Genomic DNA, 26,953 nt, shown 5'->3' with positions numbered 1-26,953 from the left:
CTTCTTCTATCTTTTTAGTGAATTGGGTGTAACTATGGTTTTTTTGTTCTTCACATGTTCGTCCAGCCAAACATCCTGCTCCCACAGTAAATGAAGTATACTTTCTTTGGCACGGTAACCGTGACTTTCCTTCGGAAGCATTACAAGTCGGGCCGGTGCTCCAAGTCCTTTCAACGCATTAAAATACCGCTCACTTTGTAGTGGATACGTTCCCGAATTATTGTCGGCCTCTCCATGAATCAATAATAAAGGAGTTTTCATTTTATCTGCGTGCATAAATGGCGACATAGTGTAGTAGGTTTCGGGAGAATCCCAATAACTTCGTTGTTCACTTTGAAATCCGAAGGGTGTTAACGTTCGGTTATAAGCGCCACTTCTTGCAATTCCGGCAGCGAACAGATTTGAGTGACTAAGTAAATTAGCCACCATAAACGCTCCATAACTGTGTCCGCCTACGGCAACTCGAGTACGGTCTATATAACCAAGTTCATCCACGGCGTCGATGGCAGCCTTCGCATTTGCTACCAGTTGAGTACGGAATGTATCATTAGGTTCTTCATCTCCTTCACCCACGATGGGGAAGGCAGCGTCGTCTAAAACTACATAGCCCTGGGTTACCCAATAAATAGGACTCCCCCAGTACGGGTAGATAAATTCATTGGGGTTGGTAGTATTTTGAGAGGCACTGCTTTTATCTTTAAATTCCCTGGGATACGCCCATAAGATCATAGGCATTTTTTCCTTTTTTGTTTTATCATATCCAACCGGTAGATACAGGGTGCCTTCCAGATCCAGACCATCGTCTCTTTTATAATTTATAACTTCCTTGTGTATATTCGCCAGGCTCTTAAAAGGGTTCTCAAAGGAGGTGACTGGAGTAAGCGATTCTTTCTTATAGATATTTCTGAAATAATAATTAGGATATTCATTTTTGGATTCGATCCTTACCAGGATCTTTCCCTCTTTCATGTCTATAGCCGAATTGAGGTCTTCCAGCTTATCGGTATATTTCGACTGATATATTCTGGATTTTTCCTCGGTCTTAAGATCGAACGCATCTATAAAAGGAAACTGGCCATTTTCGGTATAGCCATCACCCATTAAGAAAAGCTTGCCTTTTTGAATTTCCAAAACATCCCTTCCAAATTGGTTTTGGGTAGTAACAAAATTACCCGGATCACTATATCGATCCTGATAATTCCTGTCTGCAATGATCCTTGACGGTTGCGCAGGGTTGGATGGATTAAAAAGATAGGTTTTAGTATTTCTTGTATCCCACCAGTAATCGTAGGCAATAGCGGTTTGATCGTTCCCCCAGCTAATTCCAGAATAACGTTGCTTTGTTTTTAACAATAACGCTCCCGGTGAAGTAAATGGAGCGTCCACTGTATAGACCGCATCTCGATATTCCACTATATTTTCGGGATCTCCCTCATCCTGGGCTTCAACCCAAAAAAGAGTTGCCGGCTTATCGGCTCTCCAGGATGTGTTCCGCTTTCCCTTACGGGTTGCCATAAACCCTTTTGGCTGAACTTCATTGAGCGGAACTTCATTAAATACAGTTAGTTGTTTGCCATTTTTGTCGTAGATAATTTCCTTATACGGGAATCTATAATAAGGTACGATGTATGAGAAAGGTCTTTCTATTTGGGATATCAGGATGAAATTGCCATCAGGGGAGAATTCTATATTTCTGAACATGGCAGAGGGAAGAAAATCTGAGATCATACCTCCAATACTTACTTTTTTTATTTCTGAAAGCGCCAATTGCTCAAAATTGGCCTCATCGTTCGGATTCTTCAGTAGATCCTGGTAGGTACGGTTTTGAGCTTTTTGCCCGTCACTGGTCGAGATAGTTGGCCCTTCGGGAACAGCTTCGGCAGTATTGATAAGCTGCTTTCTATTAGCCGGGAGCATTTTCACCAACAAGGCATTATTGTCTTTAAACCAATTTATCGCGTCCCGCATATTGGCATTTACCGTAGCGGGAGTTAGTTTTTTAGCGACAGCTTTTTCGATATCGACTACCCACACTTCGGCACCTTCAGAAGTAGTATTAAGGCAAGCCACCATTTTTTCATTCGGGGACCTGCTGAAATTGGAAAGCCTTGGGTTTTCAGGAAGACCACTAACCTGGGTTGCTTCTTTGGCACTCGCTTTCTTTACCTTTATATTATTATAATAATTGGTACGGCTGCCAATATTAGTTTTCGGGTTGATTCGAAGTCCGGCCAATCGCAATTCAGGTTCCGAAAGTTCGGCTATGGATTTGAAGGCATCCCGGTACAACAAGACCACATTTTCTCCCTGAGAATCGATCATTACGATAGGAGCCAGCGGGGCTTCAACAAGATCCAGGATTTCTTTTGGTGGTTTTTGATAGTTTAATTTTTCTTGAGCGCCTGTAGTTCCGGCAAAAATTAAAAATGCGCAGAGGAAGTAAAAATAATTTCTCATCGTGATAGTTTCAAAGTTTGCAAAAAGATACGGAAATTGCGTGGTACTACCTATGCCGTTACTATGCGTGCATACTATATTGTAATAAATAATTTTAGTTGCATTACCTGAATACCTATCTTTCGGTTCCTAAATAAATTAGCTTTTAATGTACACATCGAAAATATCAGGCCTGGGTCATTATGTACCCGAAAATGTGGTTACTAATGATGATCTGTCCAGATTGATGGATACCAATGATGCCTGGATACAGGAACGAACGGGCATAAAAGAGCGACGGCATATAAAGAAAGGTGATGGTAATACCACTTCGGGAATGGGAGTGAAGGCTGCCACAATTGCATTGGAGAGAGCTAATCTAAGTCCGAGTGATATTGAGATGATCGTTTTTGCTACGCTGAGTCCGGATATGTATTTTCCGGGTGGCGGGGTTCAGGTACAGGAGTTAATGGGGATGGATACTATCCCTGCATTGGACGTTAGAAATCAATGTAGTGGTTTTGTGTATGCTCTGTCTGTGGCAGATCAGTACGTTAAAACCGGAATGTACAAACATGTATTGGTAATTGGTAGTGAGAACCATAGTGGTGGTTTAGACTTTAGTACCAGAGGACGGGGTGTCTCGGTGATCTTTGGAGATGGGGCCGGCGCAGCGGTTGTTTCAAGAAATACCGATGGACAGGGAGGTATACTTTCAACTCATCTTCACAGCGAAGGAAAACACAAGGATGAATTGGCATTGCAGGGTCCGAGTACGGGATACTGGGTGCCGGAAATCATAGAGAAGAATCCTCAGGAGGATATTCCTTATTATCCTTATATGAATGGTCAGTTTGTATTTAAACACGCCATTGTGCGCTTTACCGAGGTGATCATGGAAGGGCTAAAGGCTAATGGGCTTGGCCTGGAGGATATAGATATGCTTATTCCACATCAGGCGAATTTAAGGATCTCGCAATTCATTCAGAAAAAATTAAAGTTGAGCGATGATCAGGTGTTCAATAATATACAGAAATACGGAAATACTACTGCAGCTTCTATTCCGATCGCGTTAACAGAAGCCTGGGAACTAGGAAAGATCAAAGACGGAGACCTGGTTGTTTTAGCTGCCTTCGGAAGTGGATTTACATGGGGAAGTGTGATCATGCGTTGGTAACCAAACGCTTCAGAAAAAATAAAAAAGCCATCCAATAATATCGGATGGCTTTTTAGTACCTGATAATTTTATTTCGATGAATGGCTAATTCAAATAAATTATAAAACTAATGTTCAAGCAGGTATATACTAGTAGACTAAAAAACTATACCAAATGTTGCATTGCTATTGCCATTTTAACGCAATTATAACATTTTGTGGCAGTTAGCCGATTAAAAGATACCTCCGCCTCCCGATTTTACATCGTTATCACGTCGCTTACGGGATTTAGCTCTGTATTTCCCACCTCCAAATCGGTACGATAAACCTACAAAAACCGTATTGCTCTCCCAGTTGAACTCACCAACCTGTGCGTAAGGTCGCTGTCCATCGAAGGCAAATCTCATAGTATCGAAGATATCGTTATAATTTATACTAAAGGTACCCTGACCGTCCCATAGATTATATCGGGCTCCTATATTTACAAAATACATTGGTTCTACCTCAAATTGCAGTCCTTTATTTCGTCCGCGGTAAAATCCGAACGCAGAGAATGTGAGATTTTCCGTCGCTTTGAAGTTGTTGAACATACGTAGATTCCACGCTGTGTTATCCACTTCTACGCTTTCCTGTATAATATCATCAATTGTTGGGTTATTTCCAGGGTTATTTAAAGATTCGGTGATTCCTTTCTGAGTTTGATTATACAGATCGAAACTGAAATTAAAGTTCCACCAGTTAGTAGGACGATAGTTGGAGGATAATTCCACTCCATAGGCCGAAGTATTATCGAAGTTATCGAAAGTAAGGATCACCTTGCTTAGGTCTGTCCTGTCTACGTAAACTGCCCTGTTAATTTCATCTTCGATCGCACGAAAGAATACCCCTGCCGTTATACTTCCTTTTTTCAGGTTCTTGGTATAATTGGCTTCAACAGAATTGGTGAATTGAGGTTCCAGTGATGTGTTTCCGAAGGAAGAGATTAGTGGTGTACTCCACTCACGAATAGGATTTACCTGATCCAATCCGGGTCTATCCACTCTACGGCTGTAACTCACCTGAAATTGATTGGACTCTGATGGTGTATAGGTTACGAATGCCGACGGATATAGCTGTAAATAGTCATTGGTGAAGGCTCGAACGGTATTTGTATCGGCTCTAACTTCAACGGTTTCAACACGGGCTCCAAGTTGTACAGACCATTTTTCGAAGTTTTTCCCGTAGGTCACATAGGCCGAATAGATATCCCTGTTATAGTCGAAATCTGTGTCTGGAGTAGGAATTAGCTCACCAACCGAATTAAACGATTGTCCGGTGGAATTGTACTGCAGCTGTGTTTCGAATATTCGAGCTTCTGCGCCAATTTCTAATTTGGTAGTTTCATTTAATGGATTTACATAATCCAGATTCACCGTGAGGCGCTCCCGGTCTGTATCGACAAAGTCCATATAATCATCAAGGAAAGCGGCACCCCCGAACTGGAAATTACCAGTCTCATCTCCATTAAACGTATTGAAATCGGCTTCCAGTTCAATATTATGACCTTCCTTGTCGAAATCCAACTTATAATTAAAATTATACTGCGATGAGATATTATCACTCATCTGCAGGAAGAGCTGTGTTTGATTAAAACTGTTGTCGTCGTAATACAGAATATTGGTGATCCCTTCTGTACTTCCATCAAAGAAATTCTGGTTGGTGAAGAAGGACAAGGTGTTATTGTCGTTCAGGTAATAATCTATTCCCGCTTTTACGAGGTTAGATCTGCTGTCATCCAGGAATTCGAATAGCTGTTCCGAATTGTCATCCGGACGGAAAATATGTCCAAAGTTTTCATTTTTAGAAGAATTATGACCCCAGTTTCCAAACAGGTTGATCTTCCCATTTCTGTAGTTCATATCAAGGCTACTGTTGAACTTCGCTTGTTCCTCGTATGTAAGTCCTACACTGGCGTTCCCGTTGAAGCCAACGTTTACGTTCTTGTGAAGTACTATATTAATGATACCACTCATACCTTCCGGGTTATATTTCGCCGAAGGATTGGTGATTAATTCTATTTGCTTGATTGAAGTTGAAGGAATCTGTTTTAACAACTGGGCTACTGGTACGTTAGAAAGCTTACCGTCCACCATTACACGTACGTTCTGATTTCCTCTTAAGGCGATAGCCCCTGTTTGTTGGTCTACGCTCACAGATGGCAGGTTGTTCATTATATCCGATGCTGTAGGTCCTGCAGTTTGCAGGTCCTTCCCAATAGTAATAACCTTCCTGTCCAGTTTCTGCTGAATAGTAGACCTTTCCGCCACAACCGTTACCTCATCAAGGGCGGCAACATCCTCCTCGAGAAGAATATCACCCAGGTCGACGTTTCGGCTGCCACGGCTAATTTCCACTTCTGTAGAATAGGTTTTGTAGCCTATAAACTGGATATTTACCAGACTTTTTCCTTCAGGAATATCTTCGATGGCAAAATTTCCATCATCGTCTGTAACTCCTCCTGTAATGATCTCACCGGATAAAGTCTTTACCGCTATGGTAACGTAGGGGATAGGTTGTTGAAGGTTTTTGTCTATAACCGTTCCGGTTATCTTTCCTTTAATTTCTGAATCGGGATTATTGTTTGCGTAAGAAAATAATCCAAAAAGTAATGTTACTACTAAAAATAACTGTTTCATCATTTGATTGATTTGAATGTTTTTATTGGTGTTGTCTTATCTGCTCTTGTAAAATCGAAATGAAATAAAGAGCCTTCCGTTGATTAATCGGAATGTTTCACATAAGACGTCTGGGGAGAAATTGTGTTACAGAAAAATTCTACTTTTTCTGTTAAAAGAACAAGCCCCAGGACTAGAACCCGGGGCTTGTAACTTTACTGCTATTATTAACACTAACCATCAACGTAAAAATTTTCACAGTAAAGCAGAAATATTTCTATTCTATAGACGTATCCAAAGACACTTTGTTACAGCACTTCTCTTTTTTAACTTAGTTTTAATACTTTTGGGGTCCATAAAAAAAATACTGCATGAAAAAGACAGTTGTAATAGGTGCCAGTACAAACCTTGATCGTTATTCGAACCTTGTAATTCACAGACTGAGGGCTAAAGGTTATCCGGTTGTTGCGATAGGAAATAGAACTGGGACTATTGCCGATGTTGATATTATTACTGAAAAAGAACCATTGAAAGATGTGCACACGGTAAGTCTCTACCTGGGCGCAAAAAGGCAACCGGAATATTACGACTATGTAGTCTCTCTCAATCCGGAACGGGTGATTTTTAATCCCGGAACTGAAAATCCGGAGTTTTACGATATACTCTTAAAAAATAATATTAAGGTGGATGTGGCCTGCAGCCTGGTGCTTTTAGCGTCTAATCAATATTAGTCCTAAAAAGGTGAGAGCTCCGTTTAAAATGAGGATAAAGAAACCGAAATCGAAATTTATCCATAATGTGGCCAGGTAGCTAATTAAGTATCCTGCAAACGGGGTAGCCACGGCGATCCATGGCACGAGTTTATCCTTTACCTCCCATTTAGTAAATAAGCCAAAAGCATAAAGACCCAGCAAGGGCCCATAGGTATAGCCGGCAAAAGTGAACAATTTTGCAATAACCGTAGCGTCTGCGATGAGGTATTTAAAAATAATGATGACTGCAATTAATACCAGGGAAGCCAAAACATGAATCCGTTTGCGCATTACCACCTGCTTCACTGCATCGTATTTCTTCTCTATCTCCATAATATCGATACTGAAAGAGGTAGTTAGGGAGGTTAACGCGCTATCCGCACTGGAATATGCTGCGGCAATTAAACCGAGCATAAAGAACACCGCAATTCCTATCCCTAAGCCCGATTTCATCGCTATGGTTGGAAATAATTGGTCACGAACGGCATCCACTCCGTTTTGTTGAGCGTATACAGTTAATAATAAACCAAGAGCGAGGAAAATGAAATTCACAATTGTGAGCACGATCGTAAACCAGAACATATTCTTTTGAGCGTCTTTCAGAGATCTACAGGTGAGGTTTTTCTGCATCATATCCTGGTCGAGGCCGGTCATCACAATAGCGATAAATGCCCCGCTGATAAATTGTTTTACAAAATGATCACCACTTTTCCAATCTTCGAAAAAGAAGATCTGGGAAAGATCACTATCTGCGATAAACCCGAAAACAGACCCGGCGTCCAGTCCTAGATCGGTGGCTACATAATAGATCGCAACACCCACCGCAATTAGCATAAACAATGTTTGTAATGTATCGGTCCATACAATGGTCTTGATCCCGCTTTTAAAGGTGTAAAGCCAAATGAGTAAGATGGTGATAGTAACCGTAACCCAGAATGGTATATTAAGGGCATCGAATACGAGATTCTGGAGTACAATAGCAACTAAATATAAACGGAAACTGGCACCCACAACTCTCGACAAAAGAAAGAATGAAGCACCTGTTTTATACGAATTGTTACCGAAACGGCCTTCAAGGTAGGTATATATAGAGGTGAGATTAAGCCTGTAATACAATGGTAATAACACAGTACCTATCACTGCATAACCAATCGTATACCCAAGGACCACCTGGAAATAGCTAAATTTTGAAGCCTCCACCCATCCGGGCACCGAAATAAATGTAACCCCACTCAGCGAAGCGCCAATCATTCCGAAGGCTACCAGATACCAGGGAGATCTTTTACCTGCCTTAAAAAAATCGGCATTACTTCCTCCCTTATTAGTGAATACAGAAACCAGTATAAGCACCCCAAAATAGGCTGCAATTAGATAAATGATATGTAGTGGTTGCATATATTAATGTATTCGAGGTGCTTGTAAAAATACAAAGTTTGACCTCGATGCTCCTTCATTTTTTTTAATACTTTTATAACCAATTGAAAATTTGGTGTTTGTAAACACTATTTTATTAGAAAAAATGAAAACTCTTTGTACTTCAATAATCCTGTTTCTTTTAAACTTTACTGCGAATTCTCAGGAATATCTTCAAATGATAGATGCCGGAACGTATCCGGTTCAGGAAATAATAGATAGCGCAGAGGCTTATTTTGAAGGTAAAGATAAAGGACGAGGATCTGGCTATAAACAATTCAAACGATGGGAATACAATGCCCTTCGAATGGTGAAGGAAGATGGTTTCCTGCCTGCAATAACCGAAAACCTTACCGAGTTTGAACGCTATAATGCGTACCTCAATGAAACTGCAGGTAGCAGACAACCATTATCCGATAATTGGGAAGAATTGGGCCCTACAAACTGGAATGCCACAACTAGCTGGAATCCGGGAGTAGGAAGGATCACGGGTATTTCGATCGATGAGAATGACAGCGATCATATTATCGTTGGAGCAAATACAGGAGGGGTGTGGAAAACTACAGATGGTGGTCTAAACTGGACCCCGCTCAACGACTTTTTTTCTAATTTGTATGTGTATGCAGTCACTATAGATCCTTCCAATCCAGATACGTATTTCTCGGGATCTTCCAGCGGGATCATATTTAAATCGACCGATGCCGGTGCCACCTGGAACCTGTTGGCCGATATGAGCAACTCGCTCATCAATAAGATTGTTATTCATCCTTCCAATTCATCTATCATGTTTGCCTGTTCTCAAAATGCGGGCATCTACAGAAGTACAGATGGAGGAGTCAGCTGGACCAATACCGGTATTGATAACCAGGCTTACGATATAGAATTTAAACCCGGCAACCCGGATATCGTCTATGCCAGTGGGGCCGGGGTACATAAATCAACAGATGGCGGTATGACCTTTACCACAATAGGTGGATTTCAGAACGGACCAAAAATGATAGGGGTCTCTGCGGCAGATCCGGACAGAGTCTACGTGCTGGAAGCCGATAGTGGAATATTTGGCGGATTCTATAGATCGACGGATGGTGGCGATACGTTTACAGAACTGGATCAGGGGGGGCTAAACTACTTTGGATATAGTACAGCGGGCTTGGATAACAGCGGACAGGCACCTCGCGACATGGATATAGCGGTAAACCCTGCCAATGCAGATGAAGTACATATTGCCGGAGTCCTTACCTGGCGATCCATGGACGGCGGTGTATCGTTCACCTGTACGGCAGACTGGATACCCGATGCAGCTGCCACGGCCAACATTGGTTACTGCCATGCCGATGTGGATATTATGTTATTTAACGGTTCCACCTTGTATGTGGGTACAGACGGAGGAATCTTTAAAGCCGAAGATACCGTTAATCTAACCTCCGATTATTATACCGATCTCTCCTCTGGCCTGGGTATCAGGCAGTGGTATAAGATAGGGGTTGCACAAACCCCAGACGTGATCGTAACTGGTGGTTCCCAGGATAATGGCTCTTCCTTTTACACGGCAGCAGAGGGATGGAAGGACTGGATAGGTGCCGATGGCATGGAAGGATTTGTGGATAAGGATAATCCGGATATAATGTACGGCACCATACAATTTGGCCGTCTTTATCGAACCGAAGATGCAGCCGCGAGTATTATTAATTTAAATGAACCCGGCACAGGTAGCGGTGAATGGGTAACGCCCTTCGAACAGGATCCCATCGAGCCAAATACAATTTATCTCGGTTACAATTATGTATATAAATCCACGAATAAAGGAATTACCTGGACAGCTATCTCTCAAAATTTTAATGCCAGTCTGGATAATTTGAAGATCGCACCATCAAACAACCTGGTGATGTACGCCAGTAATAGTGGACAGCTTTATCGCACCGATGATGGAGGAGCAACTAATTGGGTATTAAAATCCTTACCCGGAGGGTCTATCAATTCCATTGCCATACATCCGGCGGATCCGGATAAGATCGCAGTGGCCGTTGCTAATAACAATTCGATTTTTATCTCGAATGATGGGGGTGCTACCTGGGAGAACTATAAGAAGAATCTGCCAAATTTCAGTGCGCTGGCTCTGGTGTGGCAGGATAATGGGGCTAACGGACTCTATATTGGTATGAACTACGGTATCTATTATATAGACGATACCTTAAATGAGTGGCAACCCTACAATACCAACTTACCTAACGTGATCATCAACGAACTGGAGATCAATTATGCCGATGAAAAGATATACGCTGCTACTTATGGCCGCGGACTCTGGGCGTCGCCTATTGCCGATGTGATCCTGGGGGGGAACGACTTGTTCAATTCTAATACGGTATCGATTTATCCAAACCCGGGAGATGACCATATTTGGATAGCTGCCGGAACAGCTTTCGAGGCTGAGGTGCGAATATTTGATGTGGGAGGGAAGTTAGTTCAGTTTGAAAAACAAGTTTCCAATAATGAGGCTATCGATATATCCAATTTGACACGAGGTGTATATTTCATTCGCATTCAAACCGAAATGGGACAGGCCACTAAAAAATTCGTAAAAAAGTAAGGGATCCACTAATGTGAGATGCTTCGGAATACCTCTGTTTTCTGAAGCATTTTTTTTATCTTGCCGGGTATTCTAAACCTATGGATTTCTCTTCAAAATTACTTGAAAATGCGGTGAACGAGATGTCGCAATTGCCCGGAATTGGCAAGCGAACAGCTTTGCGACTTGTTTTACATATGCTGAAACAGCCGCAGGAACAAACTTCACAATTAGCGGCAGCTTTGGAGAAAATGCGAAATGAGATCAATTTTTGTAAGAACTGTCATAACATCTCCGATCTTACCCTCTGTGAGATATGTGCAAATCCGGGCCGAAATGAAAAACAGGTGTGTGTTGTGGAAGATATAAGGGATGTAATGGCGATCGAGAATACGAGTCAGTACCGGGGGCATTATCATGTCCTGGGAGGAAAGATCTCGCCCATGGACGGTATTGGGCCCGGCGATCTCAATATTCCCTCCCTGGTGGATAAAGTGAGTAACGGACAAGTAGAAGAGCTGATCTTCGCATTGAGTTCGACCATGGAAGGAGATACCACCAATTTTTATATCTACAAGCAGATAGAAGGCTTCAATGTACTTTCTACTACCATAGCTCGGGGCATATCGGTAGGCGATGAGTTAGAATATGCAGATGAAGTGACTCTGGGCCGAAGTATTTTAAACCGAATTCCGTTCGAAACCTCGCTGAAAAGTTGAAATTGTCTGTCATCATTCTCAATTATAATGTTCGATATTTCCTCGAACAGGCAGTTCGAAGTGTGCAACAAGCCATAACTTCCCTGGATGCAGAGATTATTGTGATCGATAATAATTCGGCCGATGATAGCTGCCAAATGATGAAAGAAAAATTTCCTACCATCAGGTTGATAGAGAATAATGAGAATGTAGGGTTCAGCAAAGCGAATAATCAGGCCGTTGCCCAGGCTCAGGGAGAATATGTGTGCATACTCAATCCGGATACAGCCGTACCGCACACCATTTTCAGCAATTGTCTTCATTACAGTTCAGAAAATCCTGATCTTGGGATACTCGGTGTGCAACTGATGGATGGAACTGGAAATTTCCTTCCGGAAAGCAAAAGAAATGTGCCTACTCCTTGGGCATCTATTGTAAAACTACTCGGTTTCAGAAAAAATAAAAATGGATATTATGCCAATGATATAGCCGAAACCGATACAGGTGAAGTAGCTGTATTACCCGGTGCATTTATGTTTCTTAAAAGGTCTGTTTATGAAGAAGTGGGTGGTTTCGATGAAGACTATTTTATGTATGGGGAGGATATAGACTTCTCGTATAAGGTATTGCAGGCGGGATATAAGAATCATTATATGGGAACCGACGGTATCCTTCATTATAAAGGAGAAAGCCCGCAGAACGACTCTACATATCTGGATCGCTTCTACGGGGCCATGCACATTTTTTACAGGAAACATTTTGCATCCAATTTCCTAAGCGATGCAGGAGTTCACTTAGGTTTATCCCTAAGTAAATTGATACGTAAATTAACGGGCAAGCGTAGCCGGAACAAGGCTATTCCGCCTTCGGAAGCCGTAATTATCACCGATAACTTTAATTTGCTGAAAAATCTTTCAGAAAAACTCGAAATACCTGCGAAATCGGCTTCAAAAGCCATCCTTAATGACAAAGATTTCAAAAATACGCTGTTCGTTTTTGATGAGGAGTATATGTCTTATAATCAGATATTTATGGTTATGAAGCGGCTTAAAAAAAGGGGTAACCACTTCAGAATAAGGCCTTCCGGATGCAATTTTATGCTCGGGAGCGATAAAAGTGACGAAAAAGGAATTGTTGTCGTTTTTTAACTAATATCAATCCTAAACATTCAAAATTTGACTAATTTTGTGGCGCAATATTAAAGCGTACAAGAAAGATACACTCCTATGGCAAAATTTGAATTGAAACTTCCAAAAATGGGTGAGAGTGTTGCTGAAGCAACGGTAACCAACTGGCTCAAGGAAATTGGAGATACCATAGAAGCCGATGAGGCGGTGCTGGAGATCGCTACCGATAAAGTAGACAGCGAAGTGCCAAGTGAAGTGGATGGGGTATTGGTAGAACGATTGTTCGAGGCAGACGATGTAGTACAGGTAGGACAAACCATAGCAATCATCGAAACTGATGGCGATTTGGGTTCTAACGGGGTAGATTTGGCCGAAACAGAAGTACAGGAAAATACTGCAGACACACCTGCACCAGAAGTAGTAGCAGCCGTTGAGGAGAGAGTGGCAGAAGCCAAAGCGAGTACGCAACCGGTTATTGAGAATAAAGGGGAAAGATTTTACTCACCCCTGGTAAGAAACATAGCTTCGGAAGAAGGGATAACGCAAAACGAATTAGATGCGGTCCCGGGAACAGGTAAGGATGGAAGGGTTACCAAAAACGATATTCTATCTTATTTGAAGAGTCGTACATCGACCCCGGCAGCTACAACGCCAGCCGTAGAAGCCGCGAGACCAGAAAAACCCGTGTCCGTTTCTAAGCCCGTAGTTCCTGTATCGGTGAATGGTGAGGATGAGATCATCGAGATGACCCGAATGGGTAAATTGATCGCCCATCACATGATAGAAAGTACTCAAACCTCCGCTCATGTGCAGAGTTTTGTTGAGTGTGATGTTACCAAGATATGGAACTGGCGAAACAAAGTGAAAGACGGATTCGAGAAACGAGAAGGCGAAAAACTTACGTTTACTCCTATATTCATGGAAGCAGTGGCCAAAGCGCTTCGCGAATTTCCTATGATGAATATTTCGGTGGATGGCGACAAGATCATCAAACGCAGAAACATCAATCTGGGAATGGCTGCAGCCCTGGCCGATGGAAACCTAATAGTCCCGGTTATCAAAAATGCAGATCAGCTTAACCTTGTTGGGATGAGCAAGGCAGTGAACGACCTGGCTAATCGTGCTCGCAACGGACAATTAAAGCCGGACGAGATCCAGGGAGGCACTTATACAGTTACTAATGTAGGTACCTTCGGAAGTGTGATGGGTACGCCTATTATAAACCAACCCCAGGTAGGGATCCTTGCGCTGGGCGCTATTCGAAAAGTGCCGGCGGTAATCGAGACCTCTGAAGGTGATTTTATTGGAATTCGATACAAGATGTTCTTGTCGCATAGCTATGACCACCGTGTAGTTAATGGAGCCTTAGGAGGACAATTTGTAAAAGCAGTGGCCGATTATCTCGAAGCCTGGGATGTGAACCGCGAAGTTTAGCGATATAATTTTTAGTTAAGTAGCAAGCCAGGAAGGCCGATTTATTATTTTTTGATTTCCTGTTCAATCTTTGAGTCTTAGGACAAGATCCTCCAGGTCGTTATAACCAAATATAACATCGTCTCTATACCATATCACCGGAAACCTTATCTTGGTTTCTTCGGTTAATTTGCGTTCAATAAAACTCATAAATTGTCCGTAAAGCACAGCGTCTTTTTGGATATTAAAGATTCGATGCTGTATTCGGTTCTCATTTAATTTTTGTGATAATCGCTCACATTTCGTACAACCGTCGGCCGAAAAGATGATCAACTTCCCTTGTACCACCCTTTCGATGTCCCGCTCGGGTTCATCGTACGAAAATTGCAGATTGTGTTCCTTTTCATTGACCACCAGATCGAAGGTATAGAAAGACTCCACATTGTCCAGTTCGATTAGGGTGATCATAGGAGTTTCGGAGAGGGGAGGAATATTCTTTATCACAGGTTTTGAAGCGCTTCTCCTGTAACCTTCAGCATTTACCATCAAAAAGACATTGAGGGTGTCCGGGGTTTTATTTTCTGCGATGAGAATCAGGCGTTTTCCTTTCTTCTTTTCCTTTATCAGAACTTTCAGACCCTGTGCATAGGAAAGATTGCAGAAAAAAAGTATCAATAAAAAAAGTAAATTAGGTCTCATAACAAGCATCACAAAAGTAGTAATTACTACATTTGCATCACAAATCGTGCCTATGGAATTGAAATTATCTAAACCTATCTGTTTTTTCGACCTTGAAACAACTGGTACTAATGTTGCAACAGACCGAATTGTAGAGATTTCTATCCTTAAAGTACATCCAAACGGTAACAAAGAAAGTTACACCTGGCGAGTAAATCCGGAAATGCCAATCCCAGCTGGTGCCGCTGCCATCCACGGTATTACAGACGAAATGGTGGCCAACGAACCCACCTTTAAGGAACTGGCTCCTAAAGTGCATGCTTTGATGAAGGATTCAGACCTGGGCGGATTTAATTCCAATCGTTTCGATATTCCATTACTTGCCGAAGAACTATTGCGAGCCGACGTGGATTTCGACTTGAAAAAGGCTGCCTCGGTGGATGTACAAACCATTTTTCACAAAATGGAGAAGAGAACCCTGGAAGCTGCCTATAAGTTCTATTGTAATAAAGAGTTGGAAAATGCACATAGTGCAGAGGCCGATACGATCGCAACCTATGAGGTGCTGAAAGCACAATTAGATAAATACGAAGATCTTGAAAATGATGTAAATACTCTGGCAACCTTCAGTTCCCATAAGAACTATGCCGACTTTGCCGGTTACATTGGATTTGATAAGGACGGAGCAGAAGTGTTCTCATTTGGAAAGCACAGAGGTAAGAAAGTAGAAGATGTGATGGAGCAGGAACCAGGGTATTTTGGCTGGCTGCTGAATGCAGATTTTCCACTTTATACTAAAAAAGTACTCACTCGAATAAAACTGAGTAAGCTAAACAACAAACTTTAAAGTGGGATGAATTTGTTCCGAACGAAAGGTTTTAAATGTGTTGAACTTGGGAAAGCATAAAATTTGAAACGTCAAGAGTCATGAAGATAATTTGTGTAGGTAGAAACTACGCCGCTCACATAGAAGAATTAGACAATGATCGTCCGAAAGACCCGGTATTATTTCTAAAGCCAGATACCGCTATCTTACTCAAAAAACAACCGTTTTTTCTCCCCGATTTCTCCAATGACGTTCATCACGAGGTAGAGATATTGGTGAAGATCAAAAAGATCGGGAAGCATATAGATCGTAAATTTGCGCACAAATATTACGATGAAATTGGTCTCGGGATCGATTTCACGGCACGCGATTTGCAATCGCAGTTGAAAGAAAAAGGCCTTCCCTGGGAAAAGGCAAAGGCTTTCGACGGAGCAGCCGTTGTAGGAAAATTTATACCGAAAACTCGCTTTAAAAGTGTGGATTCCATTAAATTTAACCTCCGGAAAAACGACGAGATCGTTCAGGAAGGCAATACAGCCCTGATGTTGTGGAAAATAGATTCGTTAATCGAATATATTTCCAAATATTTCACATTAAAGATTGGAGATATTATCTTTACGGGCACTCCTTCCGGCGTAGCCAAAGTGAACCCGGAAGACAAACTAACCGGATATATTGAAGAAACCGAGGTTTTTTCTATTAAAGTAAAATAAATGACAAAACACTATTCAATTGAAAGTCTAAGGGAGATCGCCGGAGGCGATTCAGATTTTATGGCAGTAGTTGCACAAACCTTTTTAGATGAGATTCCCCCGGACCTCCAGGCAATGGAGGACGCCATCGAAAACGATAATAAAGAACTGGCGTACCAGTTTGCACACAAAATGAAACCAAATCTAGAAATGTTCGGGATCGATGTGCTAAAAGATATCACCACTATAGAATCATGGACCAAAACTTCGAAGAACAAGTCTTCGGTAGATGAGAACGTCCACAATGTTTCAACTACCTTACGCGCTGTATTTAAAGAACTGAAGGCAGACTTTGACCTGGAATAAATGCTTGCTGAGATAATCACCATCGGTGACGAAATACTTATAGGACAGATCGTCGATACCAATTCGGCATTCATTAGTAAGGAACTGAATAAAATTGGTGTTCAGGTGTACCAGATAACATCCATTCAGGACGATCGGGAGCATATTCTGCAGGCCCTGGAAGACGCCAAAAAACACGCAGATCTCGTTTTGGTAACCGGCGGTCTGGGCCCCACCAAAGACGATATCACCAAACACACTTTCTGCGAATTTTTAGACGATGAGCTCGTGGAGGACAAGGAAACTCTACACCATATCCATGCTATTTTCAGCAAATATCTTCAAAAAGATCCGCTTCCGGCAAATCTGGAACAGGCTATGGTACCTTCTACTGCCAAAGTTTTAAAGAATGCCCATGGTACCGCCCCCGGTATGTGGATGGAAAAAGACGATACCGTATTTGTTTCCATGCCCGGGGTACCCTACGAGATGAAATACCTGCTTACCAATGAGGTTCTTCCGAGGGTGATCCGTAAATTCAACAGGCCGCATATTTACCACAAGACCCTGTTAACCTACGGTTTGGGTGAAAGTAGCATAGCCGAACGAATCGAGAAATTTGAGAACGAACTGCCCAATGACATCAAACTGGCTTATTTGCCTTCTTTGGGAAGGGTTAGGCTGAGGTTATCGACAAAAGGATCGAACGAAACCGAGATCCGCCAGAGGGTAGACGATAAAATGGCTCAATTGAGCGAAATGCTTAAGGATATCGCTGTTGGCTTTGAAGATGAAACTACCATCCAGGAGCGAATTGGTGCCATTTTAGTTAAGAAAGGATACAGCCTTAGCCTGGCCGAAAGTTGTACGGGAGGTGCCATAGCCAGGGAAATCACAACAATCGCAGGGTCATCTTCCTACTTTATTGGAAGTATCACGCCCTATGAGACCCAGCAAAAAGTGAAGATTCTAGGAGTAGACGCCGGTCTTATCGAAAAACATACAGTAGTAAGTGCCCAAGTGGCCGAAGCTATGGCTAATCAATGTGTTAAATTGTTCCATTCAGATGTAGCAGTCGCCACCACGGGAATTGCTGGCCCAACCAAAGGCGATGCAGTTGCCGAAGTAGGCACTGTCTATATTGCTATTGCTACCCCGCAGCGCACAATAGTGGAAGAATTCAATTTTGGTAAACCCAGAGAACGGGTAATCTCCAAGGCCACAAATAAAGCCTTTGAAATGCTCCTTAAAGAAATTTCAAAAAACTAAAATTCTTTTGTTGGCTGTATAGATATATTTTCTTAAATTTGCAGCCTGTTTTAAAATAACTAACAATGTCTAGAGTTTGTGAGCTTACAGGAAAGAGAGCCATCGTTGGAAACAACGTGTCTCACGCAATGAATAAAACCAAGCGCAAGTTTAATGTAAACCTTGTGAAGAAGCGTTTTTACATTCCAGAAGAAGATAAATGGATCACTCTTAAAGTATCTACTTCGGCATTAAAGAACATTAATAAGAAAGGAATTTCAGCAGTTATCAAAGAGGCTCGCGAAAAGGGCTTCCTTAAAAAATAACAGCTTAATAGATAAAGTCTGATACAATGGCTAAAAAAGGAAATAGAGTTCAAGTTATCCTGGAATGTACAGAGCACAAAGAATCTGGAAAACCGGGAACATCTCGTTATATCACGACCAAGAACAAAAAGAATACTCCGGATAGAATGGAATTGAAAAAATTCAATCCTATCCTTAAACGTATGACTGTTCATAAAGAAATTAAATAACCGCTAAGCATAAAGAGTCATGGCAAAGAAATCAGTTGCATCATTACAAACAGGATCCAAGCGTTTAACCAAGGCTATCAAAATGGTTAGATCTCCAAAAACCGGAGCCTATATGTTTGTTGAGTCTATCATGGCTCCCGAGCAAGTAAACGAGTGGTTAAGTAAAAAATAAACCACACAAACTCATATTGTAAAAAGCCACTTTTAGTTAAGAGTGGCTTTTTCTATTTCGTATCTTTGCCGCTGTTAATTGAAGATTAGAAGAGGATTTTGGGCGTTCCCTGTATCGTATCCTTGAAGTGAGCTGCGCTCTACTTCGGCGGTACTTCAGGGCCGGGCTTTACGCGCTACACGCCTGGTCGCCAAGGCGCGCCCAGACGAGGTAGCCTGCTTCAATCCCTAACGCAGCATTAAATATTCAAAAAGTTACATGAGTCTATTCAAGAAAATATTCACCAAGGAGAAAAAGGAAACACTGGACAAAGGTCTTGAAAAGAGTAAAAACACTTTTTTCGATAAACTATCCAAGGCAGTTGCCGGAAAGAGCAAGGTAGACGACGATGTTCTCGATAACCTTGAAGAAGTCCTGGTTTCCAGTGATGTGGGTGTAAATACCACCCTCAAGATAATCGATCGTATAGAGGAGCGGGTCTCCAGAGACAAATACCTGGGTACAGACGAACTCAATAAGATCCTTAGGGAAGAGATCGCCGGACTTTTAAGTGAAACTAATACAGGCGATGCCACAGAGTTCGTAATCCCTCAAACCGAACATCCCTATGTGATCATGGTGGTAGGAGTTAATGGTGTGGGAAAGACCACTACCATAGGGAAACTGGCATACCAGTTTAAATCGGCCGGTAAAAAAGTTGTGCTGGGTGCTGCAGATACCTTCAGGGCGGCCGCCATAGACCAGTTACAGGTATGGGCAGATCGCACCGAAGTACCCATCGTAAAGCAGAAAATGGGTAGCGATCCTGCCAGTGTTGCTTTCGACACGCTGGAAAGTGCGGTAACCCAGGATGCCGATGTAGTAATAATAGATACCGCCGGACGCCTTCATAACAAGGTAAATCTTATGAACGAGCTTACCAAGGTGAAAAGAGTGATGCAAAAGGTGATCCCGGATGCCCCACACGATGTATTACTCGTGCTGGATGGCTCTACGGGTCAGAATGCGTTCGAACAGGCTAAACAATTCACGGCTGCCACCGAAGTTACCTCTCTGGCCGTTACCAAACTCGATGGTACAGCCAAAGGTGGCGTTGTGATCGGGATCAGCGATCAGTTTCAGATCCCGGTAAAATACATAGGCGTAGGTGAGGGAATTGAGGACCTGCAGGTCTTCAATAAATTCGAATTTGTAGATTCATTCTTTAAATAAAAAACAACAGGTGCGTACAAAATCTCTCAAGCAGAACAAGATCAATGTCGTCACCCTGGGGTGCTCCAAGAATGTCTATGACAGCGAGGTACTTATGGGCCAGCTAAAGGCTAACAATAAAGAAGTGGTTCATGAGGAGGAGGGGAATATCGTTGTGATCAATACCTGTGGATTCATAGCCAATGCCAAGGAAGAAAGTGTGAACACTATATTGGAATATGTGCAGAAGAAGGAAGATGGCGAGGTGGATAAAGTATTTGTTACCGGATGCCTGAGTGAACGTTATAAACCAGACCTGCAAAAGGAAATACCCAACGTAGACCAGTATTTCGGAACCACCGAATTGCCCGGACTGCTTAAGGCTTTGGGAGCCGATTACAAACACGAACTCATAGGTGAACGCCATACCACCACCCCAAAAAATTATGCGTACCTCAAGATAGCCGAAGGCTGTGACAGGCCATGTTCGTTTTGCGCAATCCCCATCATGAGAGGTAAGCACCGTTCCACACCTGTCGAGGACCTTGTAACCGAGGCCGAAAAACTTGCAGCAAAAGGGGTGAAAGAACTTATCCTGATCGCTCAGGACCTCACCTACTACGGCCTCGATCTCTATAAAAAGCGCGAACTGGCCACCCTATTGAAAGCACTGGTTAAAGTTGAGGGGATAGAATGGATCCGTCTCCATTATGCATTTCCTACAGGGTTCCCAATGGAAGTCCTGGAGGTAATGAAGCAGGAAGCAAAGATCTGTAACTATATCGATATCCCTTTACAACATATTTCAGACCCCATCTTAAAATCGATGAGGCGAGGAACAACCCGCGAGAAAACCACAAAATTACTGCGGGATTTCAGGACAGCCGTACCCGAAATGGCGATCAGGACTACCCTAATTGTAGGCTATCCTGGAGAAACCGAAGAAGATTTTAACATTCTGAAGGAATGGGTACAGGAGATGCGTTTTGAACGCCTGGGTTGTTTTACCTACTCACACGAGGAAAATACGCATGCCTATAATCTGGAGGACGATGTTCCCGAAGAGGTAAAAATGCAAAGAGCCAACGAGATCATGGAAATTCAGTCCCAGATATCGTGGGAACTAAACCAGCAGAAGATAGGGGAGACCTTTCGTGTGCTTATCGATAGGAAGGAAGGAAGCTATTACGTAGGGCGTACCGAATTTGACAGCCCGGACGTGGATAATGAAGTACTTATCAATGCGGAAGACGGTTACCTGCGAACGGGAGAATTCTTTGATGTAAAAATCAAAGCCGCCGAAGATTTCGACCTATACGGCGAAGTAGTAAAATAAAGACATTTCGTACATCATGAGAAATAACAATCGCTTAGCACTTGACATCTCGAAAATAGTAAGTTATCTCCTCCTCCTGTTCCTTTTTAGCACGCTAATTATAGCCTGTAAGGATAGTGAAACAAAAGTTGGGAATACAGAAACTAAAACATCGGTGGTAACGCAGCTACCAAATCCGGTAGAGGGTAATAGTTCACTGCCCAGGATATTTAGTAACGGCAAGGAAATCTATATGTCATGGGTCGAGAAGAAAGACAGCCTTGCTATTCTTAAGTACGCAAGCTACTCAAATGGATCCTGGTCCGATTATTTGGAGGAAAGTTCGGGTTCCGATTGGTTTGTTAATTGGGCCGATTTCCCGGTAATTGCCGAGAATAATGGTAATATCGTGAGTAGTTTTTTACAAAAATCTGCTACAGGCACCTACACCTACGACGTAAAACTTAACTTTTTCAACTCGAACACCAGTTTCGTGAAAAACAATTTTCTGTTGCACGATGATGGCACCCAAAGCGAACATGGATTTGTATCTGTACGTCCCTACACAGGGAATTCTTTTCTCTTTACCTGGCTAGATGGACGGGAAACGGTAGGGAAGGGACACGGACAAGGAGCTATGACCCTTCGGGCCGCACTGCTTTTCGAAGATGGAACGATAGATTACGATACCTTAATGGATGATCGCGTGTGCGATTGCTGCCAGACTGCATCGGCCATTGGGCCGGACGATGAGATCATTGTGGCTTACAGGGACAGAAAAGAAGGTGAGATAAGAGATATTTCCGTGGTACGATGGGATAAAAAGGACGGTTGGAGCGAACCTTTGCCCATTGGGGACGACCAGTGGAAAATTGATGGCTGCCCTGTTAACGGGCCTGCTATCGACTCATTCGGGAATTCTTTAGCCGTTGCCTGGTTTACGGCCGTGGGAGGCGAAGGAAAAGTACAACTAGTATTTTCGAATGATGTGGGTAGATCATATGGTAAGCCAATCAGGATCGATTCCGGGAATGCTACCGGCAGGGTAGATGTGGTTATGCTAAATGAAACGGAGGCGGCTGTAATGTGGATGGAACCAGACGGCGATGAAGAAACGATCAGGGTACTTAAAGTAACTTCAGAAGGAAAGAAAGGAGACCCGATAACAATATCCCATACCAGCGCAGAACGAGCAAGTGGATTCCCGCAGTTGGAAAGACTAGGTACCGAATTGTTCACCGCGTGGACGGTAGTAAATAAAGGAACATCTTCAATTAAAACTGCCACCTTATCTTTGGACAAACTTTAGTCCTTGAAGAAACTATTTGTAATAGGCCATACCTTTCCCGAACCCTCCACCACGGCAGCCGGGGTTCGGATGATGCAACTAATTGATCTTTTCAGGGAGTTTGGATACCAAATTACTTTCGGAAGCACGGCCTCGGCTATGGAGAAGTCGGCATCTCTGGAAGAAATGGGAATCTCGGTAGAAAGCATTCAGCTAAACCATCCATCTTTTGATGCACTGATCGGGGAACTGGATCCACAGGTTGTGATCTTCGATCGTTATATCACCGAAGAACAATTTGGTTGGCGCGTCGCCCAAACCTGTCCCGAGGCAGTTAGGATCCTGGATACAGAAGATCTTCATTTTTTACGTAAAGCGAGGGAATTGGCGATAAAAGAAGGCTTATCTGTTTCAGAAGCAAATGTGTATACCAATCTTGCCAAACGGGAGATCGCAAGTATATTGAGATCGGACCTTTCACTTATTATTTCCGAAACAGAACTGGACTTATTACAAGATCAATTCAGGATCTCATCCGAGATCTTGTTCTACCTGCCTTTGGTGACAGATATTTCTATACTGCAGCAAGCCGAATCACCCGGTTTTGAGCAACGCAGCCATATGGTCACGATCGGGAATTTTCAGCATGCACCCAACCTGGACAGCGTAAAATGGCTGGCCACCGAAATTTGGCCCGGGATCCATGAAGCGCTTCCTTCAGCAGAACTGCATGTTTACGGGAATTATGCTCCGCAACAGATCACTCAACTTCACGATCAACATACGGGATTTCACATTAAAGGATGGGCACAGGATGTGAACAAGATGATGCAAAATGCGAGATTATGTCTAGCACCCCTTCGGTTTGGGGCCGGTTTAAAAGGTAAGATCCTGGATGCAATGCGCAATGGAACACCGGTGGTTACTACTGCCATTGGTGCCGAGGGCATTAACGGTAAGTTTCCCTTCTGCGGTGCTGTGGAAGAAGAACCCGGACAACTTATCGAGGCGGCTATTCGGTTATTTTCGAATGAGAATTCGTGGAATATGGCGCGGGATCAGGGATTCAACATTCTAAGAAATCGTTTCGATCTAAGGCTTTTTTCAGAAACTTTTAAAAGAAAACTAGAAGTTTTAAATAATGATCTTCACAGCCATCGCAATAGGAATTTTGTAGGCCAGGTGCTTCACCAGCAAAACCTGCAAGCCTCTAAGTACATGAGCAAATGGATCGAACTAAAGAACCGTTTTTAAAGTAAAAGTCTGGTTTATTTAGTTAAAGTAATTTGCGAGATCGCTTTCGGCGGCGATATACCCAAACGACGCCCAATCGTCACCCGCTACGATCTCCCTGAAGATCTGTTCGGCCTTTTTCCTGTCGCCGTTGTAATAATACCAGTTGCCAATAGCATATTTTAGTGCACTTCCGGAAGGGGTATCCGTTGATCCCGGATCGTAAACAACTTCAGGTTTTAGCACCCCTTTGTATACCAGACATGCCTTATGGTAAGCGTCATTTTCGATCACGTCCATATCTTCATCAATATTAACGAGGTATTGCGCTGCCGTTTCTAACCTACCCATACGGCGATTGATCATATATATCCAATGGGTGGCAGATACAACATTATCCGGGTTCGAAGATGTTTCCAGGCAATTTTTATAGGCCTCAAGCGCATTACGCATATCTTGTTTCAGGTAATAAGCCAGCCCGAGATGGTAGTGTATATTTCCATGCATGGTGCTTACAGGAATATTTCTGGCATTAGGCATTCCATCCGGCTCTGTTTGGTTTTCTTTTCCTTCAATTAATTTAGCTGCTGCAGAAAGATCGGCGATCGCTTTATCAAATTCCCGAATGGAAATATATCTATGTCCGCGATGCCTTAACAACCTTGATTCATCGGGGTATTTCTTTAATCCATCTGTGTAGATCTCTATTGCCTTTCTGTAATCACCTTTGTAGGCGGTAAACCGTCCATACCAAATGAGTGCATCCAGATCATCGGGGTTTTCGTTGTAGTTTTTCTTCTTCTCCTCATAGCGCTGCATAAAAGCTTCGGAAGGAGCTTTGGATCGCAGGGTGTCGCCTAACAGACTTATCCCTTCGTAATTGGGTGCCGGTGCTGGTGGGTCTTTAAATTCTTCAGTTTTGCATGCAATTAAAACAGTTAGCAGAAGGATAAAGCAGATTTTATTCATAACAGAGTTTAGAGGTAAAGTTAATCTCGCTGGCAATGAATTTAAGATAAATCTAGAAATCCTGGATAAAACTCCGATTAATTGTAAGAAAAAAACTACCAAAAGTAGGAAAAAGAGTACGTTTTAGTATTATTCTTCCCTATCTTTATACTAGCCCTATTCCATTGTGATCCTGTTTATGCTGAACCTTATTTATTATGGAGCAGAAATTAAATTACACGTTTAAGCGTCGATCACAGAGTTTTCTGGAGTGGTTTTATGAGATCATAAAATCTGAGCGATACTTCACTGCAGACGCAGTTTTAGATCTGGAACCTCATTATTCCGACACCTAAATAGGTATTGCATTTTTTTTTGAACCAGATAGCTGCATACAAAAAGATTGAGAGCCGCCAATGGCAGCTCTCTTAAAAGTGTAGAATTAAATTCTACTGTTCCGTATTTTTGGCTACCTCCACTTGCATGGGGTTTTCAAGAGCCCAGGTATCTTGCCTGGTTCCTGTAACCTGCCAGCTTAGCTTTATTTCCGGAACACTGGTTTTTATAACAAAGGAGTTGGACTCCTCGTTAAGAGGCTCCCAGATGATCGCCTGAGCAAATTCCTTATCCACTATTGTTAGTTGGTATTTATAATCTCTGTTGAGCGCGCTCATATAGTCTGGTAATTGTACCGTAGCATATCCCTCGATATCGGTTGTTATATTTCCACTATATATATTCACCCTCTCATTACTTTCGATAGAATTATGTACCAGGAATTTATTTTCAGGATCCAAAGGATGGTCTATTTTAAACGCCTTGGCTGCTGCGCTCATCATACCTCCAATTGTAATATCGGAAGCAACCTCCACATCCCCTTCAAAAACCGCAGCCAGTTTAGTGGCATCGGCAGGAATAACCCGTAAGGCACTGCTCCCCCCCGAAGTGGCACTTGATCGAATTAAGACGGCAGCATCTGCCGAGGTACCGGCAGGATGCAGATCGAAGATCGCAGTTCTTCCTTTAGCAGCAACCGTAGAGGAGTTTCCCTGTTCTACGTACAAAGTAGCTTCTACGTTTATTCCCGGATTTCCAAAGCTATCGATATGTGCGCCATGTCCGGTACCGTTGTTCTTAATTTCAAGTGTGGACTTGGTGTTGTCTGATTTTGGCGTCTCCAAAAACGCTCCATTACCATATCCGTCGTGTTTGGCAAATACAGCCGGTTCTGCATTCATATCGGCACCCATGGCGGGATTCATCACAATTACGTTCATACCAGGGCCTTTCCCATTGGTTAGAACTTCTACAGCCGGTTTTCCATTTACTTTTCCGGCAACTTCATCGGTTATGATAAACTGAGCCGCACTTCCGGCCGCATTATTATTGGTGACCAGTGTATTGGCCAGGTTGGCGTTATTATCATCTGTGTTAAAGAAGGCGACTCCACCGGTTCCCATAGTAGAAGCTATTAGTGCGGTAGTGGCGTTTGCAGGATTGCCCTGAAGTATATCCAGCGACAATCCTGTACCGGCGTTCTCTAAAAAAATTCCTTTACCTGTGCCCAGATGCAATATATCAAGTGCGTTTCCGGTCCCGTTATGCCAGCCGTACAAGGAGGAACTGGCACCACTATTACTTCCCCATACCCCGTAGGCATCTCCGTCTCCAAAACCGTAGATCGCGGCATGATCGATTGCTGTAACTCCCTCCACATATATTCCCGAAAAGTCTGGGTCGCAAACCACTTCTAAGGCAAAATCTCCGTCGCCTATGATCTCCACAGGACCAGCATCTGCCGTAATACTCTTGCCAAGTCCGGCCCCTCCTTCGTCATATGCCTCATCAAGGGTATTCTTATTCTCCGTGTCTTTGGATAAAAGGGCATAGGGAACACTAATTAACTGGGTAGTAGATTCTATGGTGTAGGTTGTTCCACCTGCAGGGTCGATCTCCGTTTTAAGATAATACGATCCTAATTCCCAGAATATAGCAGAGAAACTTCCGGTAACAACGGTTCCGTCTCCAATCTCCACAGTGGCCAGACCATTAGTATTGGTAGTGGGGGTATGGGTCTCTACATATACTGCTGTTCCGGTGGGTGAACCCATAAGCACACTTATTTGCATCCCTATGGTCGTGTCTGTTATAAGGTCACCGGCTGCATCGCGCACTACAGCTTGAAAACTCATTTTTTCCGGTGTTTGCGCCCAAGTGCCGAGACAACTGAGCAAAGCGATAAAAAGAATTGTAATATTTTTCATAATT

The 26,953-nt window shown here is 42.8% G+C and carries 24 protein-coding genes; 18 read left to right on the top strand and 6 right to left on the bottom strand.

What is annotated here, in order from left to right; all coding sequences use genetic code 11:
- Window positions 1–6: 6 nt before the first annotated feature.
- Window positions 7–2,457: an alpha/beta hydrolase family protein gene (locus C5O00_RS01240; RefSeq protein WP_105214210.1), complete on the bottom strand. Its 2,451-nt coding sequence runs from the start codon at window positions 2,455–2,457 to the stop codon at window positions 7–9.
- A 148-nt stretch (window positions 2,458–2,605) separates the two neighbouring features.
- Here C5O00_RS01240 and C5O00_RS01235 point away from each other — a divergent pair, with 148 nt between their 5' ends.
- Entirely contained in the window at window positions 2,606–3,613 is a 1,008-nt protein-coding gene (locus C5O00_RS01235) for a 3-oxoacyl-ACP synthase III family protein (RefSeq protein ID WP_105214208.1), read from the top strand.
- Window positions 3,614–3,824: 211 nt separating this feature from the next.
- Here C5O00_RS01235 and C5O00_RS01230 read toward each other — a convergent pair whose 3' ends face one another.
- Window positions 3,825–6,266 (bottom strand): TonB-dependent receptor, encoded by a 2,442-nt coding sequence (locus tag C5O00_RS01230; protein WP_105214206.1) that lies wholly within the window; start codon window positions 6,264–6,266, stop codon window positions 3,825–3,827.
- Window positions 6,267–6,616: 350 nt separating this feature from the next.
- Between C5O00_RS01230 and C5O00_RS01225 the strand changes: the two genes are divergently transcribed.
- Window positions 6,617–6,976, top strand: coding sequence for a CoA-binding protein (locus tag C5O00_RS01225; RefSeq protein ID WP_105214204.1), 360 nt, complete (start codon window positions 6,617–6,619; stop codon window positions 6,974–6,976).
- Here C5O00_RS01225 and C5O00_RS01220 read toward each other — a convergent pair.
- Window positions 6,956–8,392: a sodium:solute symporter gene (locus tag C5O00_RS01220; protein ID WP_105214202.1), complete on the bottom strand. Its 1,437-nt coding sequence runs from the start codon at window positions 8,390–8,392 to the stop codon at window positions 6,956–6,958. The genes C5O00_RS01225 and C5O00_RS01220 overlap by 21 nt on opposite strands.
- Window positions 8,393–8,516: 124 nt before the next feature.
- On the opposite strand from C5O00_RS01220, the gene C5O00_RS01215 reads away from it, so the two are divergent.
- From C5O00_RS01215 to C5O00_RS01200, 4 genes are all read left to right on the top strand, one after another.
- Complete coding sequence (locus C5O00_RS01215; RefSeq protein ID WP_105214200.1) at window positions 8,517–10,997, top strand: VPS10 domain-containing protein; 2,481 nt, start codon at window positions 8,517–8,519, stop codon at window positions 10,995–10,997.
- Between the two features lie 80 nt (window positions 10,998–11,077).
- Window positions 11,078–11,695: a recombination mediator RecR gene (gene recR, locus C5O00_RS01210; RefSeq protein WP_105214198.1), complete on the top strand. Its 618-nt coding sequence runs from the start codon at window positions 11,078–11,080 to the stop codon at window positions 11,693–11,695.
- A 2-nt stretch (window positions 11,696–11,697) separates the two neighbouring features.
- Window positions 11,698–12,822: a glycosyltransferase family 2 protein gene (locus C5O00_RS01205; protein WP_244593011.1), complete on the top strand. Its 1,125-nt coding sequence runs from the start codon at window positions 11,698–11,700 to the stop codon at window positions 12,820–12,822.
- A 78-nt stretch (window positions 12,823–12,900) separates the two neighbouring features.
- Window positions 12,901–14,235 (top strand): dihydrolipoamide acetyltransferase family protein, encoded by a 1,335-nt coding sequence (locus C5O00_RS01200; RefSeq protein WP_105214196.1) that lies wholly within the window; start codon window positions 12,901–12,903, stop codon window positions 14,233–14,235.
- A 63-nt stretch (window positions 14,236–14,298) separates the two neighbouring features.
- Here C5O00_RS01200 and C5O00_RS01195 read toward each other — a convergent pair whose 3' ends face one another.
- Window positions 14,299–14,913: a glutaredoxin family protein gene (locus C5O00_RS01195; RefSeq protein WP_158676747.1), complete on the bottom strand. Its 615-nt coding sequence runs from the start codon at window positions 14,911–14,913 to the stop codon at window positions 14,299–14,301.
- A 52-nt stretch (window positions 14,914–14,965) separates the two neighbouring features.
- Here C5O00_RS01195 and C5O00_RS01190 point away from each other — a divergent pair, with 52 nt between their 5' ends.
- The 11 genes from C5O00_RS01190 to C5O00_RS01140 all read left to right on the top strand — a co-directional run bounded on the left by C5O00_RS01190 (window position 14,966) and on the right by C5O00_RS01140 (window position 23,758).
- Window positions 14,966–15,739: a 3'-5' exonuclease gene (locus C5O00_RS01190; protein WP_105214194.1), complete on the top strand. Its 774-nt coding sequence runs from the start codon at window positions 14,966–14,968 to the stop codon at window positions 15,737–15,739.
- Between the two features lie 80 nt (window positions 15,740–15,819).
- The gene (locus C5O00_RS01185) at window positions 15,820–16,431 is read left to right on the top strand and encodes a fumarylacetoacetate hydrolase family protein (RefSeq protein ID WP_105214193.1); all 612 of its coding nucleotides are present in this window, start codon (window positions 15,820–15,822) and stop codon (window positions 16,429–16,431) included.
- Window positions 16,432–16,776, top strand: a complete 345-nt coding sequence (locus C5O00_RS01180; RefSeq protein ID WP_105214192.1) for an Hpt domain-containing protein — start codon at window positions 16,432–16,434, stop codon at window positions 16,774–16,776.
- A complete protein-coding gene (locus C5O00_RS01175; protein ID WP_105214191.1) occupies window positions 16,777–18,024 on the top strand; it encodes a competence/damage-inducible protein A in 1,248 nt (415 codons plus the stop codon).
- Window positions 18,025–18,089: 65 nt separating this feature from the next.
- On the top strand, window positions 18,090–18,329 hold the full coding sequence (rpmB, locus tag C5O00_RS01170) for a 50S ribosomal protein L28 (RefSeq protein WP_105214190.1): 240 nt from the start codon (window positions 18,090–18,092) through the stop codon (window positions 18,327–18,329).
- Window positions 18,330–18,355: 26 nt separating this feature from the next.
- Entirely contained in the window at window positions 18,356–18,538 is a 183-nt protein-coding gene (gene rpmG, locus C5O00_RS01165) for a 50S ribosomal protein L33 (RefSeq protein WP_027880093.1), read from the top strand.
- Window positions 18,539–18,557: 19 nt separating this feature from the next.
- The gene (locus C5O00_RS01160; protein ID WP_105214189.1) at window positions 18,558–18,710 is read left to right on the top strand and encodes a DUF4295 domain-containing protein; all 153 of its coding nucleotides are present in this window, start codon (window positions 18,558–18,560) and stop codon (window positions 18,708–18,710) included.
- A gap of 258 nt (window positions 18,711–18,968) precedes the next feature.
- On the top strand, window positions 18,969–19,922 hold the full coding sequence (gene ftsY / locus C5O00_RS01155) for a signal recognition particle-docking protein FtsY (protein ID WP_105214188.1): 954 nt from the start codon (window positions 18,969–18,971) through the stop codon (window positions 19,920–19,922).
- 10 nt (window positions 19,923–19,932) lie between these two features.
- Window positions 19,933–21,237, top strand: coding sequence for a 30S ribosomal protein S12 methylthiotransferase RimO (rimO, locus tag C5O00_RS01150; protein ID WP_105214187.1), 1,305 nt, complete (start codon window positions 19,933–19,935; stop codon window positions 21,235–21,237).
- Between the two features lie 16 nt (window positions 21,238–21,253).
- Window positions 21,254–22,525: a hypothetical protein gene (locus tag C5O00_RS01145; protein WP_105214185.1), complete on the top strand. Its 1,272-nt coding sequence runs from the start codon at window positions 21,254–21,256 to the stop codon at window positions 22,523–22,525.
- A 3-nt stretch (window positions 22,526–22,528) separates the two neighbouring features.
- The gene (locus tag C5O00_RS01140) at window positions 22,529–23,758 is read left to right on the top strand and encodes a glycosyltransferase (RefSeq protein ID WP_105214183.1); all 1,230 of its coding nucleotides are present in this window, start codon (window positions 22,529–22,531) and stop codon (window positions 23,756–23,758) included.
- A gap of 18 nt (window positions 23,759–23,776) precedes the next feature.
- On the opposite strand, the gene C5O00_RS01135 is transcribed toward C5O00_RS01140, so the two are convergent.
- Window positions 23,777–24,706: a tetratricopeptide repeat protein gene (locus C5O00_RS01135; protein ID WP_105214181.1), complete on the bottom strand. Its 930-nt coding sequence runs from the start codon at window positions 24,704–24,706 to the stop codon at window positions 23,777–23,779.
- 197 nt (window positions 24,707–24,903) lie between these two features.
- Here C5O00_RS01135 and C5O00_RS14435 point away from each other — a divergent pair, with 197 nt between their 5' ends.
- Window positions 24,904–25,041, top strand: a complete 138-nt coding sequence (locus tag C5O00_RS14435) for a hypothetical protein (RefSeq protein WP_158676746.1) — start codon at window positions 24,904–24,906, stop codon at window positions 25,039–25,041.
- A 93-nt stretch (window positions 25,042–25,134) separates the two neighbouring features.
- On the opposite strand, the gene C5O00_RS01130 is transcribed toward C5O00_RS14435, so the two are convergent.
- Window positions 25,135–26,949, bottom strand: coding sequence for a DUF8740 domain-containing protein (locus tag C5O00_RS01130; protein WP_105214179.1), 1,815 nt, complete (start codon window positions 26,947–26,949; stop codon window positions 25,135–25,137).
- Window positions 26,950–26,953: the final 4 nt, after the last annotated feature.

The organism is Pukyongia salina (assembly GCF_002966125.1).
GTDB lineage: Bacteria > Bacteroidota > Bacteroidia > Flavobacteriales > Flavobacteriaceae > Pukyongia > Pukyongia salina.
The sequence above is the reverse complement of the archived record's forward strand: the minus strand, read 5'-3'. Positions and strand labels throughout refer to the sequence as shown.